Source organism: Phocaeicola coprophilus DSM 18228 = JCM 13818, from assembly GCF_000157915.1.
Classification (GTDB): Bacteria; Bacteroidota; Bacteroidia; order Bacteroidales; family Bacteroidaceae; genus Phocaeicola; species Phocaeicola coprophilus.
In genome coordinates this window covers 245,820-258,108 of record NZ_EQ973631.1, presented here as the reverse complement: position 1 = coordinate 258,108, position 12,289 = coordinate 245,820, and the positions used below count along the sequence as shown (strand labels likewise).

Sequence of the window (12,289 nt, the reverse complement as noted above, 5' to 3'; positions counted from 1 at the left end):
AGTACTATACGATAGTCCCGAATCGTGCGGTCGTTGGAGCCTCAATGTACTACTCGATGAAGCCCAATCGTGCGGTCGATGAAGCCTCAATGTATACTCGATGAGATCCCATCGTACAGTCAACAAAAAAGGGTGCACCTCGCGGCACACCCTTTTCCTATATGGCGTATACAGAATTATTCAGCTTTAGGGGCTTCCTCTGTAGTAGTTTCAGCTGTAGCTTCAGCAGGAGCTTCAGTTGCAGCAGCAGACTTCTTAGAACGACGAGTACGAGTAGCTTTCTTAGCAGCTGTCTTAGCCATGTTCTCATCGTAGTCAACGAGTTCGATGAAACACATTTCAGCGTTGTCACCCAAACGATGACCAGTCTTGATGATACGAGTGTATCCACCCGGACGGTCAGCAACCTTTACAGAGATTTCTTTGAAAAGTTCAGTTACAGCGAACTTGTCCTGCAAATTGCTAAATACAACACGACGTGAGTTAGTTGTGTCATCTTTAGATCTTGTAATCAGAGGCTCAACGAACTTCTTCAAAGCTTTAGCCTTCGCAACAGTCGTAGTGATTCTTTTGTGCTTGATCAAAGAACATGCCATGTTTGACAACATTGCATTTCTATGAGAAGCAGTACGACCCAAATGGTTAAATTTCTTATTATGTCTCATTGTTTATTCTTTATCTAATTTATACTTAGAAATATCTGTTCCAAACGACAGATTCAGACTCTCGAGCAAATCATCAAGCTCAGTGAGCGATTTCTTACCGAAGTTACGGAACTTAAGCAGATCGGTCTTGTTGAACTGAACCAGATCACCGAGTGTTTCCACATCAGCAGCCTTCAAGCAGTTCAATGCACGAACTGACAAGTCCATATCAACCAACTTGGTCTTCAGCAATTGACGCATGTGGAGAACTTCTTCATCGAATTCTTCATTGCCGTCAACATCTGATGTTTCAAGAGTGATCTTTTCATCAGAGAAGAGCATGAAGTGATAAATCAGGATCTTCGCAGCTTCTTTCAATGCTTCCTTCGGGTGAATGGAACCATCCGTCGTAATCTCAAGCACCAACTTTTCGTAGTCAGTCTTCTGTTCAACACGATAGTTTTCAACAGCATACTTGACATTGCGAATCGGAGTGTAAATTGAATCGATAGGAATTACGTTCACATCGGTGCAATATTCACGGTTTTCGTCAGCCGGAACATATCCACGACCTTTGTTGATCGTAATATCCATCTGCATAGTTGTCTTTGAATCTAAATGGCAAATAACTAATTCTGGATTTAACACTTCAAATCCGGTCAAATACTTACCAATATCACCTGCCTTAAATTCAGTTGAATTCTCAACGGTAATGCTTACCTTTTCATTTTCGAATTCCTCAACTACTTGCTTAAAGCGAACCTGCTTTAAGTTCAAGATAATGTTAGTGACATCTTCCTTTACACCGGGTATTGTTGCAAACTCATGCTCCACACCATCGATGTGAATCGTGTTAATTGCATAACCTTCCAGTGAAGAGAGAAGAATACGGCGTAAAGCATTACCTACGGTAATACCGAAACCGGGCTCAAGCGGACGGAACTCGAATTTTCCGAATTTGGAATCCGCTTCCAACATTAATACTTTATCAGGTTTTTGAAATGCTAATATCGCCATGAAATTAATTATTATTTAGAGTACAATTCAACGATCAAGTGTTCTTTAATGTTTTCAGGAATGTCTGCTCTTTCCGGAATGTGCAACATTTTACCAGTCTTAGAGTTTTCATCCCATTCCAACCAAGGATATTTGCTGTGATTGAATCCAGCCAAAGCGCTACCGATAACTTCCAGTGACTTTGATCTTTCACGAACACCTACCAGCTGACCCGGTTTTACAGAGTAAGAAGGAATGTTAACCACCTTACCGTCTACGGTAATGTGCTTGTGTCCAACCAACTGACGAGCAGCAGCACGAGTAGGAGCGATACCCAAACGGAACACTACGTTGTCCAAACGACATTCAAGGCTCTGCAACAGGATTTCACCGGTAATACCGTTAGCGCTTGCAGCCTTTTCAAACAAGTTACGGAACTGTTTTTCCAACACACCGTATGTATATTTAGCTTTCTGCTTTTCAGCCAACATGACACCGTACTCAGAAGTTTTTTTGCGACGGTTGTTTCCATGCTGTCCGGGAGGATAGTTTTTCTTAGACAGAACTTTATCTGCTCCGAAGATTGCTTCACCGAATTTACGTGCAATTCTAGTTTTTGGTCCAGTATATCTAGCCATTTCTTTTCTAATTTAATTGTTATTAATGAACTCAATTTGTTGCAGCCGCGATTACAGAAAGGAATGCAATCCATTATTTAACAAAATCAAGTTACATCTGAATAGGTTATCTTTATTATACTCTTCTTCTTTTCGGAGGACGACAACCGTTGTGAGGCAATGGAGTAACATCAATAATTTCTGTAACTTCAATACCTGCTCCGTGTACCGTTCTGATAGCAGACTCACGTCCGTTACCCGGACCCTTTACGTAAGCTTTTACCTTTCTCAGGCCAAGATCATACGCTACTTTAGCGCAATCCTGAGCAGCCATCTGAGCTGCGTAAGGAGTGTTCTTCTTAGAACCTCTAAATCCCATCTTTCCTGCTGAAGACCATGAGATAATCTGACCTTCACTGTTTGCCAAAGAAACGATGATGTTGTTGAATGAAGAATGAACATGCAATTGTCCATTTGCATCAACTTTCACATTTCTTTTCTTAGCTGCGACTGTTTTCTTTGCCATATCAACAATTATTATTTAGTAGCTTTTTTCTTATTTGCAACTGTTTTCTTTCTTCCCTTACGTGTACGGGCATTATTCTTAGTGCTCTGTCCTCTAACCGGCAGGCCCAGACGATGACGAACACCACGATAGCAACCAATATCCATTAATCGCTTAATGTTCAACTGTACTTCTGAACGAAGATCACCTTCAACCTTGTATTCAGCACCGATAATTTCACGGATCTTAGCAGCCTGATCATCAGTCCAATCCTTTACTTTCAGGTCACGATCAACACCTGCCTTGTCCAAAATCTTTGCTGAACTACTGCGTCCGATACCATATACGTATGTCAACGCAATCTCACCTCTCTTGTTCTGAGGCAAATCTACACCAACTATTCTTATAGCCATATACTAAATTATTTTTTTTGCAAAAATAATAAATTATCCTTGACGTTGTTTATACTTAGGATTTTTCTTGTTAATAACATACAAACGGCCATTACGTCTGACGATCTTACATTCCGGCGTACGTTTTTTTAATTGATGCTCTTACTTTCATATCTTATATTTCTTTTATTTATATCTAAAAACAATTCTTCCTTTAGATAAGTCATAAGGAGACATCTCTACTCTGACCTTATCTCCAGGCAGTATTTTAATGTAATGCATTCTCATCTTACCAGAAATATGAGCGGTAATCTCATGTCCGTTTTCCAGTTCAACGCGAAACATTGCATTAGACAATGCTTCAACGATTACTCCATCTTGTTCTATTGCAGATTGCTTTGCCATATTAAATTGCTTTATCTCCTAATACTTGTTCTATAAATTCAAATGATGATAAAATATCAGCCTTTCCCAGACCTACAGCTACCGTATGTTCAAAATGTGCTGCGCACTTGCGATCTCGCGTCCGGACTGTCCAGTCATCACTCTCCATCACAACGTGCCTGTCACCCAAAGTGATCATCGGCTCGATAGCGATACACATCCCTTTTTTCAGAAGTGTCCCGCTTCCCCGGGATCCATAATTGGGAACTTGAGGATCTTCATGCATCTTATGTCCAATTCCATGTCCGACGAATTCACGGACAACTCCGTAAGATTCCGCTTCGCAATGGGTTTGAACTGCATATCCGATATCACCGATACGCTTGCCGTGAATGGCATTTTCAATTCCTTTATAAAGAGCTTCTTTTGTCGTCTTTAAAAGTTTCCGTATCTCTGGATCAACCTCCCCTACACAAAATGTATAAGCAGAATCACCACAGAAACCATTCATACACGTACCACAATCCACAGAAACAATATCGCCTTCCTTCAAAGGTATATCATTCGGGATACCATGGACGACCTGTTCATTTACAGAAGTACAGAGTGTACCAGGAAAAGGTTCGCGTCCAAAAGGATTCGGAAACCCCTTGAATGTCGGAATCGCTCCATGGTCTCTGATAAACTCCTCTGCAACTTTATCCAGCTGACGGGTTGTAACTCCCGGCTGTATCATTTTTGCTACTTCAGCCAGAGCCATCCCCACTAGGAGATTGCTCTGACGAAGGAGCTCTATTTCATCATCTGTCTTAAGAAAAATCATCCGAGATCAGTTTAATAAGCAGCAACACTTCCTGAACGTCCCTTGATTCTTCCAGAGCTCAAAAGTCCATCGTAGTGGCGCATCAACAAATGGCTCTCAACCTGTTGCAATGTGTCGAGAACAACACCAACCAAGATCAACAATGAAGTTCCACCGAAGAACTGGGCAAATTCAGCCTGTACTCCAAAAATACCGGCAAATGCTGGCAATATTGCAATAATGGCAAGGAAGATTGATCCAGGGAGAGTAATTCGAGACATTACTGTATCGATATAATCAGCAGTGCTCTTACCTGGTTTTGATGCCCGGAATAAATCCGTTGTTTCTCTTCATATCTTCAGCCATCTGGTTCGGATTAATCGTAATTGCTGTATAGAAATAAGTAAAGACTATGATCAATACTGCAAATACCAGATTATACCAAAATCCAGTATGATCAATCAATGCACGGGCAATACCACTGGCACTCTCAACATTGGAATACCCAACGATCGTAATCGGAATAAACATAATGGCCTGTGCGAAAATGATAGGCATTACGTTTGCTGCATTAACCTTTAACGGGATATACTGTCTGGCTCCACCATATTGTTTATTGCCGACAATACGTTTTGCATATTGTACAGGAACCTTACGAACACCCTGCACCAGCATAATAGCTGCAGCGATGACTGCCAGCAGGCAGACAAGTTCGATCAGGAACATGATAATACCACCTGCGCCCGGAGAAGCCAAACGGGAAACAAATTCACCGGAGAAGGCCTGGGGCAAACGAGCAATGATACCCACCATAATGATCAATGAAATACCATTACCAATACCCTTGTCTGTGATTCTCTCACCAAGCCACAGGACAAACATACTACCCGCCGCCAATATAATGGTAGAAGTAGCAATAAAGAAAGTCCAATCTAATGAAGCATTAAGAGCAGGACCAGCTTGCATCTTCAGGTTAATCAAATATGACGGTGCCTGGAAGATCAAGATGATGATTGTCAAAATACGGGTATACTGATTGATCTTTCGACGTCCACTTTCGCCTTCACGCTGCAGTTTCTGGAAATAAGGAACTGCAATCGCCAGCAACTGAATCACGATGGATGCAGAGATATAAGGCATGATTCCCAACGCGAAAATAGATGCATTAGAAAATGCACCACCAGAAAACATATTCAACAAAGCAAGAAGACCCTCACTCGTTTGTTCATGCAACTTAGACAGCATGTTCGGATCAATACCCGGCAAAACGACGTATGAACCAAATCTATAGATTGCAACAAACAATATAGTAATGAGGATCCGTTTTCTCAGATCCTCAATATTCCATATATTTTTTAATGTTTCAATAGATTTTCTCATTGAATCAGAGTTTTACTGCATTACCACCAACGGCTTCGATTGCAGCTACTGCGCTCTTTGAGAAAGCATTTGCTTCAACATCAAGCTTAGTAGTTAAACTACCGTTACCAAGAACTTTCACTAATTGGTTAGAAGAAATGAAACCAGCTTCAATCAAATCGTTAATACCTACCTTAGTCAGATTCTTAGCATCAGCCAATGCCTGAATGGTATCGAGATTAACTGCTTTATATTCAACTCGGTTAATATTCTTAAAGCCAAATTTCGGAAGACGACGCTGAAGAGGCATCTGACCACCTTCAAAACCGATTTTTCTAGAATAACCAGATCTTGACTTTGCGCCTTTATGTCCTCTCGTAGAAGTACCTCCCAGACCTGAACCAGCACCACGGCCAACTCTTTTTCTAGTTTTTACTGAACCTTCTGCAGGACGTAAAATATTTAATTTCATATTGTAAAATCCTTTAACGTTAACAATATATTACTTAACAACTGTAACCAGGTGTTTTACTTTCTCAATCATACCCAGAATGGAAGGAGTCTCTTCGTGTTCAACCACACGATTCAATTTACGAAGACCCAGTGCATCCAAAGTTTTCTTCTGATCTGCAGGAGCACCAATTCTACTCTTTACTTGTTTAATCTTAATAGTTGACATGTTTATCCTCCTTATCCTCTAAATACTTTTTCCAAACTTACACCTCTGTTCTGAGCAACCATACGAGCATCGCGCATTTCACTCAAAGCCAAGATAGTAGCTTTTACCAGATTGTGGGGGTTAGATGAACCCTTTGACTTAGCCAAAACGTCAGTAACACCAACACTTTCCAATACAGCACGCATAGCACCACCAGCTACCACTCCAGTACCGGTTGAAGCCGGCTTGATGAATACCTCAGCACCACCAAACTTAGCTGACTGTTCGTGAGGTACAGTACCTTTCAATACAGGTACACGAGTCAGGTTCTTCTTTGCTGACTCTACACCTTTTGCAATAGCTGCAGTTACTTCACCAGCTTTACCAAGTCCCCAACCGATGATACCATCTTCATTACCAACTACAACGATAGCTGAGAATGTAAAGGTTCTACCACCTTTGGTAACTTTAGTTACACGATTGATTGCAACCAGTCTATCTTTTAATTCTATATCGTTAGTGATCTTAACTCTGTTATTAACTGCCATAATTCATTAAAATTTAAGTCCACCGTTACGAGCAGCATCAGCTACTTCTTTTACTCTCCCATGATACAAGTAACCATTACGGTCGAATACGACAGTCGTAATACCAGCTTCCTGAGCTTTCTTAGCAATCAGTTCACCAACCTTAGCAGCCTGTTCCTTTTTCGGCATTGTAGCCATGCCCAATGAAGAAGCAGCAGCCAGTGTCTTACCGCTCAAATCGTCGATAACCTGAACATAGATCTGCTTGTTACTTCTGAATACACTCATACGCGGACGTTCAGCGGTACCTGAAATCTTGTTGCGTACTCTATATTTGATCTTGATTCGTCTTTCTATTTTTGTTGTCATAATTGTACGATTTTATGTGAATTATTTAGCGCCAGCTGACTTACCAGACTTTCTACGAATTTCTTCACCAACAAACTTAATACCTTTTCCTTTGTAAGGTTCAGGCTTACGGAAAGAACGTATTTTTGAACAAACCTGACCGAGCAGCTGTTTGTCACAAGATTCCAATATAATAAGAGGGTTCTTATTTCTTTCTGATTTAGTTTCTACCTTAATTTCGGGAGGCAACTGCATAAAGATGTTATGAGTATAACCCAAAGCGAAATCAATGATATTACCATTGTTTGAAGCACGGTAACCAACACCGACAAGTTCCAGCTCTTTCTTGTAACCTTCAGAAACACCAACCACCATGTTGTGGATCAAAGCACGATACAAACCATGGAAAGCGTGACGCTGTTTCAGGTTATCCAGCATGGCACCTTCGTCTTCTTTCAACACCACGTGTCCGTCTGCAATTTCTACATTGATTGCAGGATTTACAAACTGACTCAATTCACCTTTCGGTCCTTTTACATTCACTACGTTATCCTTAAGAGTAACTGTTACTCCTGCAGGAATACTAATAGGCAATTTACCAATTCTTGACATAGCTTACCCTCCTACAATTAATATACATAGCAAAGAACTTCACCACCAATCTTCAGAGCGGCAGCTTCCTTGTCTGTCATCACACCTTTGGAAGTAGATATAATAGCAATACCTAATCCATTAATAACTCTCGGCATGTCCTTGTAGCCAGTATACTTACGCATACCCGGAGTAGATACTCTTTCCAGCTTCTTGATAGCGTTAACCTTGTTAACTGCATCATACTTCAAAGCTACTTTAATAGTACCTTGAGGACCATCTTCAACGAACTTGTAGTTCAAAATGTAACCTTTATCAAACAGGATTTTAGTAATCTCCTTTTTCAAGTTTGAAGCAGGTACTTCTACAACTCTGTGCTTTGCACTAATTGCATTTCTCAATCTAGTGAGAAAATCTGCGATTGGATCTGTCATATAAATTAATTGTTAAATTAATCAGGACTACCCTGACAATATTTAATAATAAAAATTACCAGCTTGCTTTCTTAACGCCCGGGATCAAACCGTTAGAAGCCATTTCACGGAACTGAATACGTGAGATACCGAACTGACGGATATAACCTTTAGGACGTCCAGTTAATTTGCAACGGTTATGCAAACGGATCGGATTTGCATTTTTAGGCAGAGCCTGCAATTTCTGAGCAGCTTCGAAAGCTTCTACAGGATCACCAGTGTTTACAATTTTCTTCAACGCTGCACGCTTCTCAGCATATTTAGCAACCAGTTTAGCTCTTTTTACTTCGCGAGCCTTCATTGATTCTTTTGCCATAACTTATCAATCTTTTTTAGCGTTCTTAAATGGTAAACCAAATTCCTTCAGCAGAGCATAACCTTCTTCATCAGACTGAGCAGAAGTTACAAAAGTAATGTTCATACCCAAAATCTTTGTGATGCTATCGATGTTGATTTCAGGGAAGATGATCTGCTCCTGAATACCCAAAGTGTAGTTACCTCTTCCGTCAAACTTGCTTTCAATACCTTTGAAGTCACGGATACGGGGCAATGCAACCTTCACGAGCTTTTCAAGGAATTCGTACATTCTTTCACGACGCAAAGTTACCATCACACCGATAGGCATTTTTTTACGCAACTTGAAGTTAGCGATATCTTTACGTGATACTGTTGCAACAGCTTTCTGACCAGTAATAGCAGTCAGCTCGTTAATTGCGACATCAATAATCTTCTTATCAGCAACAGCCATTCCCAAACCCTGATTGATAACGATCTTCTTCAGCTTAGGAATCTGCATTGTTGAAGTATACTGGAACTGATTCTTCAACGCAGGAGCAATGCGCTCTGCATATTCTTTCTTAAGGCTTGCAGTATTACTCATCATTAAATCTCCTCTCCTGATTTTTTAGCATAACGAACAAATGTTCTTCCATCAGCACTCTCTCTTCTACCAACACGTGTCGGTTTACCTGTCTTAGGATCAACCGGATTCAGGTTAGAGATGTGAATAGGAGCTTCCATCTTCACAATACCACCCTGAGGATTCTTTGCGTTAGGTTTGGTACTCTTAGATACCATATTGATACCTTCTACCAATGCACGTCCTTCTTTAACAAGAACCTTCAATACGCGGCCAGTTTTACCCTTGTCTTCACCAGAGTTTACGTAAACTGTATCGCCTTTCTTAATATGTAATTTACTCATTACTTAAATCTTTTACAAAATTAAAGTACTTCAGGTGCCAGTGAAACCACTTTCATATTTGCATTACGCAACTCTCTTGCAACCGGTCCAAAGATACGACTTCCTCTAATTTCACCTGCATTGTTCAACAAAACGCAAGCATTATCATCAAAACGAATGTAAGAACCATCAGCACGACGGATTTCTTTCTTAGTACGTACGATCAGAGCCTTAGACACTGCACCTTTTTTAATATCACTTGAGGGGATAACACTCTTTATTGAAACAACAATAACATCCCCAACAGAGGCATAACGTCTCTTTGTTCCGCCTAAAACGCGGATACAAAGAGCTTCTTTAGCACCACTGTTGTCACATACTGTAAGTCTGGATTCTGCTTGTATCATAATTACTTAACTCTTTCTACAATTTCAACCAATCTCCATCTCTTAGTTTTGCTCAAAGGACGAGTTTCCATGATACGAACAGTATCGCCGATCTGGCATTCGTTCTTTTCATCGTGAGCATGGTATTTCTTCGTTTTAGAAACGAACTTACCATAAATAGGGTGTTTCTCCTTAAACTTAGCAGCAACAGTAATGGTCTTATCCATTTTATTGCTAACTACAACACCAGTTCTTTCTTTTCTTAAATTTCTAGCTTCCATGAGGACCATTATTATTTGTTAAGTTCTCTCTGACGCAATTCTGCTTTCATACGTGCAATCGTTCTGCGCAAGCTCTTGATTTGTGCAGGATTTGCAAGCGGAGAGATAGAATGATTCAAAACCATCTGATTATAATTGGCAACTTCAGTCTGAATTCTTTCTGCCAATTCGTTGGTAGCTATTTCTCTAATTTCTGCGATCTTCATAACTTATTAAGCATTTTGACTTGCGTCGTAATCACGTCTAACAATAAACTTTGTTGTAACAGGAAGTTTTTGAGCTGCAAGACGCAAAGCCTCTTTAGCTACATCAAAAGGTACTCCCTCTACTTCAATCAGAATACGTCCCGGAGTTACAGGAGCTACGAAACCTTCTGGAGAACCCTTACCTTTACCCATACGTACATCAGCAGGTTTACGAGTGATTGGTTTATCCGGGAAGATACGGATCCAAATCTGACCCTGACGTTGCATATATCTTGTTACAGCGATACGAGCTGCTTCAATCTGACGACCAGTAATCCATTTAGTCTGCAGTGACTTGATACCAAAAGTACCAAAAGCCAACTGATGTCCTCTCTGGGCGTTGCCTTTAGCGCTACCTTTCTGCTGTCTTCTGAATTTTGTCTTTTTCGGTTGTAACATAATTCCTAAAATTCAAACTCGTTAGCGATTGTTGTTTTTCTTTCTACGGAAATTCTTTCCTGCATTACCGCCGTTGTTTCCACCACGGCTGGTTTCCTTGCTCTGAGTAAAGTTAGGAGCCAAATCACGCTTTCCATAAACTTCACCACGGCAAATCCAAACTTTAATACCCAGCAGACCAACCTTAGTCAAAGCTTCAGCATGACAGTAGTCAATATCTGCACGGAAAGTATGCAACGGCGTACGTCCTTCCTTATACATTTCAGAACGTGCCATTTCAGCACCATTCAGACGACCAGAGATCAAAATCTTGATACCTTCAGCGCCCATACGCATCGTGTTAGCGATAGCCATCTTGATAGCGCGACGATATGCAATCTTACCTTCTACCTGGCGAGCGATGTTATTAGCAACAATAACAGCGTCAAGTTCCGGTCTCTTCACTTCAAAGATATTAATCTGAATGTCCTTATCAGTGATCTTCTTCAACTCCTCTTTCAACTTGTCAACTTCCTGACCACCTTTACCAATGATAATACCCGGACGAGCTGTACAAACAGTAATTGTCACCAATTTCAGCGTACGTTCGATAACAATTCTTGAAACGCTGGCTTTTGCAAGTCTGGCATTCAGATATTTACGGATTTTGCTGTCTTCCAGCAAAGCATCACCATAGTTCTTGCCACCGTACCAATTAGAATCCCATCCTCTGATAATTCCTAAACGGTTGCTTATCGGATTAACTTTTTGTCCCATCTAGTCTTAATTTTTATCATTAGTATTCTTAGAATCAACGAACAAAGTCACATGATTTGAGCGCTTACGAATTCTGTAACCTCTACCCTGCGGAGCCGGTCTCATTCTTTTCAAGGTTGCTCCCCCGTCAACATAAATTTTGGTTACAAACAATTCGCCATCTTCAGCTTTCCGTTCGTTTTTCTGTTCCCAGTTAGCAATAGCAGAGCGTAACAACTTTTCCACTCTGGCAGAAGCTTCTTTAGAAGAAAACTTCAATACACCAAGTGCTCTGTTTACTTCCATGCCACGAATCATGTCAGCCACGAGACGCATTTTACGCGGAGAAGTAGGCACATTTTGCAACTTGGCAAAATACATGGTTTTAAGGGCTTCTTTTCTCTTTTCAGCCGATATTTTTTTTCTTGCTCCCATTATTTATTACTTTATTATTTTCAAAAAGCGTCCTGTTGTTATTTTTTCTTATTACCAGCATGACCACGGAAAGTACGTGTAGGAGCAAATTCTCCCAACTTATGACCTACCATGTTTTCGGTAACGTAAACAGGAATAAACTTGTTTCCGTTATGAACTGCAATTGTATGCCCTACGAAATCAGGCGAAATCATTGAAGCTCTAGCCCATGTCTTAACAACTGATTTCTTGCCGCTTTCATTCATAGCCAGCACCTTGTTTTCCAGTTTTACATTAATATATGGACCTTTTTTTAATGAACGACTCATAAATACTCAATTAATCAGTTGT

Annotated in this window: 23 protein-coding genes and 2 pseudogenes; all 25 read right to left on the bottom strand. The window is 40.5% G+C overall.

The genetic code is table 11. The features are described from left to right. Positions 1-176: 176 nt before the first annotated feature. Complete coding sequence (gene rplQ / locus BACCOPRO_RS01555) at positions 177-665, bottom strand: 50S ribosomal protein L17 (RefSeq protein ID WP_008140257.1); 489 nt, start codon at positions 663-665, stop codon at positions 177-179. A gap of 3 nt (positions 666-668) precedes the next feature. Then, positions 669-1,661: a DNA-directed RNA polymerase subunit alpha gene (locus tag BACCOPRO_RS01550; protein ID WP_008140256.1), complete on the bottom strand. Its 993-nt coding sequence runs from the start codon at positions 1,659-1,661 to the stop codon at positions 669-671. An 11-nt stretch (positions 1,662-1,672) separates the two neighbouring features. Next, the gene (gene rpsD, locus BACCOPRO_RS01545) at positions 1,673-2,278 is read right to left on the bottom strand and encodes a 30S ribosomal protein S4 (RefSeq protein ID WP_008140255.1); all 606 of its coding nucleotides are present in this window, start codon (positions 2,276-2,278) and stop codon (positions 1,673-1,675) included. A gap of 115 nt (positions 2,279-2,393) precedes the next feature. Then, positions 2,394-2,783, bottom strand: a complete 390-nt coding sequence (gene rpsK, locus BACCOPRO_RS01540) for a 30S ribosomal protein S11 (protein ID WP_007567382.1) — start codon at positions 2,781-2,783, stop codon at positions 2,394-2,396. An 11-nt stretch (positions 2,784-2,794) separates the two neighbouring features. Continuing rightward, positions 2,795-3,175, bottom strand: coding sequence for a 30S ribosomal protein S13 (rpsM, locus tag BACCOPRO_RS01535; protein WP_008140252.1), 381 nt, complete (start codon positions 3,173-3,175; stop codon positions 2,795-2,797). A gap of 33 nt (positions 3,176-3,208) precedes the next feature. After that, positions 3,209-3,326 (bottom strand): annotated as a pseudogene (gene ykgO, locus BACCOPRO_RS17355) (type B 50S ribosomal protein L36). Positions 3,327-3,340: 14 nt separating this feature from the next. Then, complete coding sequence (gene infA / locus BACCOPRO_RS01530; RefSeq protein WP_002558052.1) at positions 3,341-3,559, bottom strand: translation initiation factor IF-1; 219 nt, start codon at positions 3,557-3,559, stop codon at positions 3,341-3,343. Position 3,560: 1 nt separating this feature from the next. Further along, positions 3,561-4,361 (bottom strand): type I methionyl aminopeptidase, encoded by an 801-nt coding sequence (gene map, locus BACCOPRO_RS01525; protein ID WP_008140249.1) that lies wholly within the window; start codon positions 4,359-4,361, stop codon positions 3,561-3,563. 11 nt (positions 4,362-4,372) lie between these two features. Further along, positions 4,373-5,720 (bottom strand): annotated as a pseudogene (gene secY, locus BACCOPRO_RS01520) (preprotein translocase subunit SecY). Positions 5,721-5,724: 4 nt separating this feature from the next. Then, entirely contained in the window at positions 5,725-6,171 is a 447-nt protein-coding gene (gene rplO / locus BACCOPRO_RS01515) for a 50S ribosomal protein L15 (RefSeq protein WP_008140244.1), read from the bottom strand. A gap of 30 nt (positions 6,172-6,201) precedes the next feature. Then, positions 6,202-6,378: a 50S ribosomal protein L30 gene (rpmD, locus tag BACCOPRO_RS01510; RefSeq protein WP_008140242.1), complete on the bottom strand. Its 177-nt coding sequence runs from the start codon at positions 6,376-6,378 to the stop codon at positions 6,202-6,204. An 11-nt stretch (positions 6,379-6,389) separates the two neighbouring features. Further along, complete coding sequence (rpsE, locus tag BACCOPRO_RS01505; protein ID WP_008140239.1) at positions 6,390-6,905, bottom strand: 30S ribosomal protein S5; 516 nt, start codon at positions 6,903-6,905, stop codon at positions 6,390-6,392. Positions 6,906-6,911: 6 nt separating this feature from the next. Next, entirely contained in the window at positions 6,912-7,253 is a 342-nt protein-coding gene (rplR, locus tag BACCOPRO_RS01500; RefSeq protein WP_008140238.1) for a 50S ribosomal protein L18, read from the bottom strand. A gap of 21 nt (positions 7,254-7,274) precedes the next feature. Beyond that, the gene (gene rplF, locus BACCOPRO_RS01495; protein ID WP_008140236.1) at positions 7,275-7,844 is read right to left on the bottom strand and encodes a 50S ribosomal protein L6; all 570 of its coding nucleotides are present in this window, start codon (positions 7,842-7,844) and stop codon (positions 7,275-7,277) included. A gap of 17 nt (positions 7,845-7,861) precedes the next feature. After that, the gene (gene rpsH, locus BACCOPRO_RS01490) at positions 7,862-8,257 is read right to left on the bottom strand and encodes a 30S ribosomal protein S8 (protein WP_008140234.1); all 396 of its coding nucleotides are present in this window, start codon (positions 8,255-8,257) and stop codon (positions 7,862-7,864) included. Between the two features lie 55 nt (positions 8,258-8,312). After that, a complete protein-coding gene (gene rpsN / locus BACCOPRO_RS01485; RefSeq protein WP_008140232.1) occupies positions 8,313-8,612 on the bottom strand; it encodes a 30S ribosomal protein S14 in 300 nt (99 codons plus the stop codon). 6 nt (positions 8,613-8,618) lie between these two features. Further along, on the bottom strand, positions 8,619-9,176 hold the full coding sequence (rplE, locus tag BACCOPRO_RS01480) for a 50S ribosomal protein L5 (RefSeq protein ID WP_040311051.1): 558 nt from the start codon (positions 9,174-9,176) through the stop codon (positions 8,619-8,621). A 2-nt stretch (positions 9,177-9,178) separates the two neighbouring features. Then, positions 9,179-9,499, bottom strand: a complete 321-nt coding sequence (gene rplX, locus BACCOPRO_RS01475) for a 50S ribosomal protein L24 (protein WP_008140227.1) — start codon at positions 9,497-9,499, stop codon at positions 9,179-9,181. Positions 9,500-9,519: 20 nt separating this feature from the next. After that, the gene (gene rplN, locus BACCOPRO_RS01470) at positions 9,520-9,885 is read right to left on the bottom strand and encodes a 50S ribosomal protein L14 (protein ID WP_007559377.1); all 366 of its coding nucleotides are present in this window, start codon (positions 9,883-9,885) and stop codon (positions 9,520-9,522) included. Positions 9,886-9,887: 2 nt separating this feature from the next. After that, a complete protein-coding gene (rpsQ, locus tag BACCOPRO_RS01465; RefSeq protein ID WP_022276647.1) occupies positions 9,888-10,145 on the bottom strand; it encodes a 30S ribosomal protein S17 in 258 nt (85 codons plus the stop codon). An 11-nt stretch (positions 10,146-10,156) separates the two neighbouring features. After that, positions 10,157-10,351, bottom strand: a complete 195-nt coding sequence (gene rpmC, locus BACCOPRO_RS01460; protein ID WP_008140221.1) for a 50S ribosomal protein L29 — start codon at positions 10,349-10,351, stop codon at positions 10,157-10,159. A gap of 6 nt (positions 10,352-10,357) precedes the next feature. Then, entirely contained in the window at positions 10,358-10,789 is a 432-nt protein-coding gene (rplP, locus tag BACCOPRO_RS01455) for a 50S ribosomal protein L16 (protein ID WP_008140219.1), read from the bottom strand. Between the two features lie 21 nt (positions 10,790-10,810). Beyond that, the gene (rpsC, locus tag BACCOPRO_RS01450) at positions 10,811-11,545 is read right to left on the bottom strand and encodes a 30S ribosomal protein S3 (RefSeq protein ID WP_008140217.1); all 735 of its coding nucleotides are present in this window, start codon (positions 11,543-11,545) and stop codon (positions 10,811-10,813) included. Between the two features lie 6 nt (positions 11,546-11,551). After that, entirely contained in the window at positions 11,552-11,959 is a 408-nt protein-coding gene (rplV, locus tag BACCOPRO_RS01445) for a 50S ribosomal protein L22 (protein ID WP_007559383.1), read from the bottom strand. A 38-nt stretch (positions 11,960-11,997) separates the two neighbouring features. Then, a complete protein-coding gene (rpsS, locus tag BACCOPRO_RS01440; RefSeq protein ID WP_007559385.1) occupies positions 11,998-12,267 on the bottom strand; it encodes a 30S ribosomal protein S19 in 270 nt (89 codons plus the stop codon). Positions 12,268-12,289: the final 22 nt, after the last annotated feature.

Coding starts and splice junctions, on each gene's coding strand:
- rplQ (WP_008140257.1), bottom strand. CDS start 665: ATGAGACATAATAAGAAATTTAACCATTTGGGTCGTACTGCTTCTCAT.
- BACCOPRO_RS01550 (WP_008140256.1), bottom strand. CDS start 1,661: ATGGCGATATTAGCATTTCAAAAACCTGATAAAGTATTAATGTTGGAA.
- rpsD (WP_008140255.1), bottom strand. CDS start 2,278: ATGGCTAGATATACTGGACCAAAAACTAGAATTGCACGTAAATTCGGT.
- rpsK (WP_007567382.1), bottom strand. CDS start 2,783: ATGGCAAAGAAAACAGTCGCAGCTAAGAAAAGAAATGTGAAAGTTGAT.
- rpsM (WP_008140252.1), bottom strand. CDS start 3,175: ATGGCTATAAGAATAGTTGGTGTAGATTTGCCTCAGAACAAGAGAGGT.
- infA (WP_002558052.1), bottom strand. CDS start 3,559: ATGGCAAAGCAATCTGCAATAGAACAAGATGGAGTAATCGTTGAAGCA.
- map (WP_008140249.1), bottom strand. CDS start 4,361: ATGATTTTTCTTAAGACAGATGATGAAATAGAGCTCCTTCGTCAGAGC.
- rplO (WP_008140244.1), bottom strand. CDS start 6,171: ATGAAATTAAATATTTTACGTCCTGCAGAAGGTTCAGTAAAAACTAGA.
- rpmD (WP_008140242.1), bottom strand. CDS start 6,378: ATGTCAACTATTAAGATTAAACAAGTAAAGAGTAGAATTGGTGCTCCT.
- rpsE (WP_008140239.1), bottom strand. CDS start 6,905: ATGGCAGTTAATAACAGAGTTAAGATCACTAACGATATAGAATTAAAA.
- rplR (WP_008140238.1), bottom strand. CDS start 7,253: ATGACAACAAAAATAGAAAGACGAATCAAGATCAAATATAGAGTACGC.
- rplF (WP_008140236.1), bottom strand. CDS start 7,844: ATGTCAAGAATTGGTAAATTGCCTATTAGTATTCCTGCAGGAGTAACA.
- rpsH (WP_008140234.1), bottom strand. CDS start 8,257: ATGACAGATCCAATCGCAGATTTTCTCACTAGATTGAGAAATGCAATT.
- rpsN (WP_008140232.1), bottom strand. CDS start 8,612: ATGGCAAAAGAATCAATGAAGGCTCGCGAAGTAAAAAGAGCTAAACTG.
- rplE (WP_040311051.1), bottom strand. CDS start 9,176: ATGAGTAATACTGCAAGCCTTAAGAAAGAATATGCAGAGCGCATTGCT.
- rplX (WP_008140227.1), bottom strand. CDS start 9,499: ATGAGTAAATTACATATTAAGAAAGGCGATACAGTTTACGTAAACTCT.
- rplN (WP_007559377.1), bottom strand. CDS start 9,885: ATGATACAAGCAGAATCCAGACTTACAGTATGTGACAACAGTGGTGCT.
- rpsQ (WP_022276647.1), bottom strand. CDS start 10,145: ATGGAAGCTAGAAATTTAAGAAAAGAAAGAACTGGTGTTGTAGTTAGC.
- rpmC (WP_008140221.1), bottom strand. CDS start 10,351: ATGAAGATCGCAGAAATTAGAGAAATAGCTACCAACGAATTGGCAGAA.
- rplP (WP_008140219.1), bottom strand. CDS start 10,789: ATGTTACAACCGAAAAAGACAAAATTCAGAAGACAGCAGAAAGGTAGC.
- rpsC (WP_008140217.1), bottom strand. CDS start 11,545: ATGGGACAAAAAGTTAATCCGATAAGCAACCGTTTAGGAATTATCAGA.
- rplV (WP_007559383.1), bottom strand. CDS start 11,959: ATGGGAGCAAGAAAAAAAATATCGGCTGAAAAGAGAAAAGAAGCCCTT.
- rpsS (WP_007559385.1), bottom strand. CDS start 12,267: ATGAGTCGTTCATTAAAAAAAGGTCCATATATTAATGTAAAACTGGAA.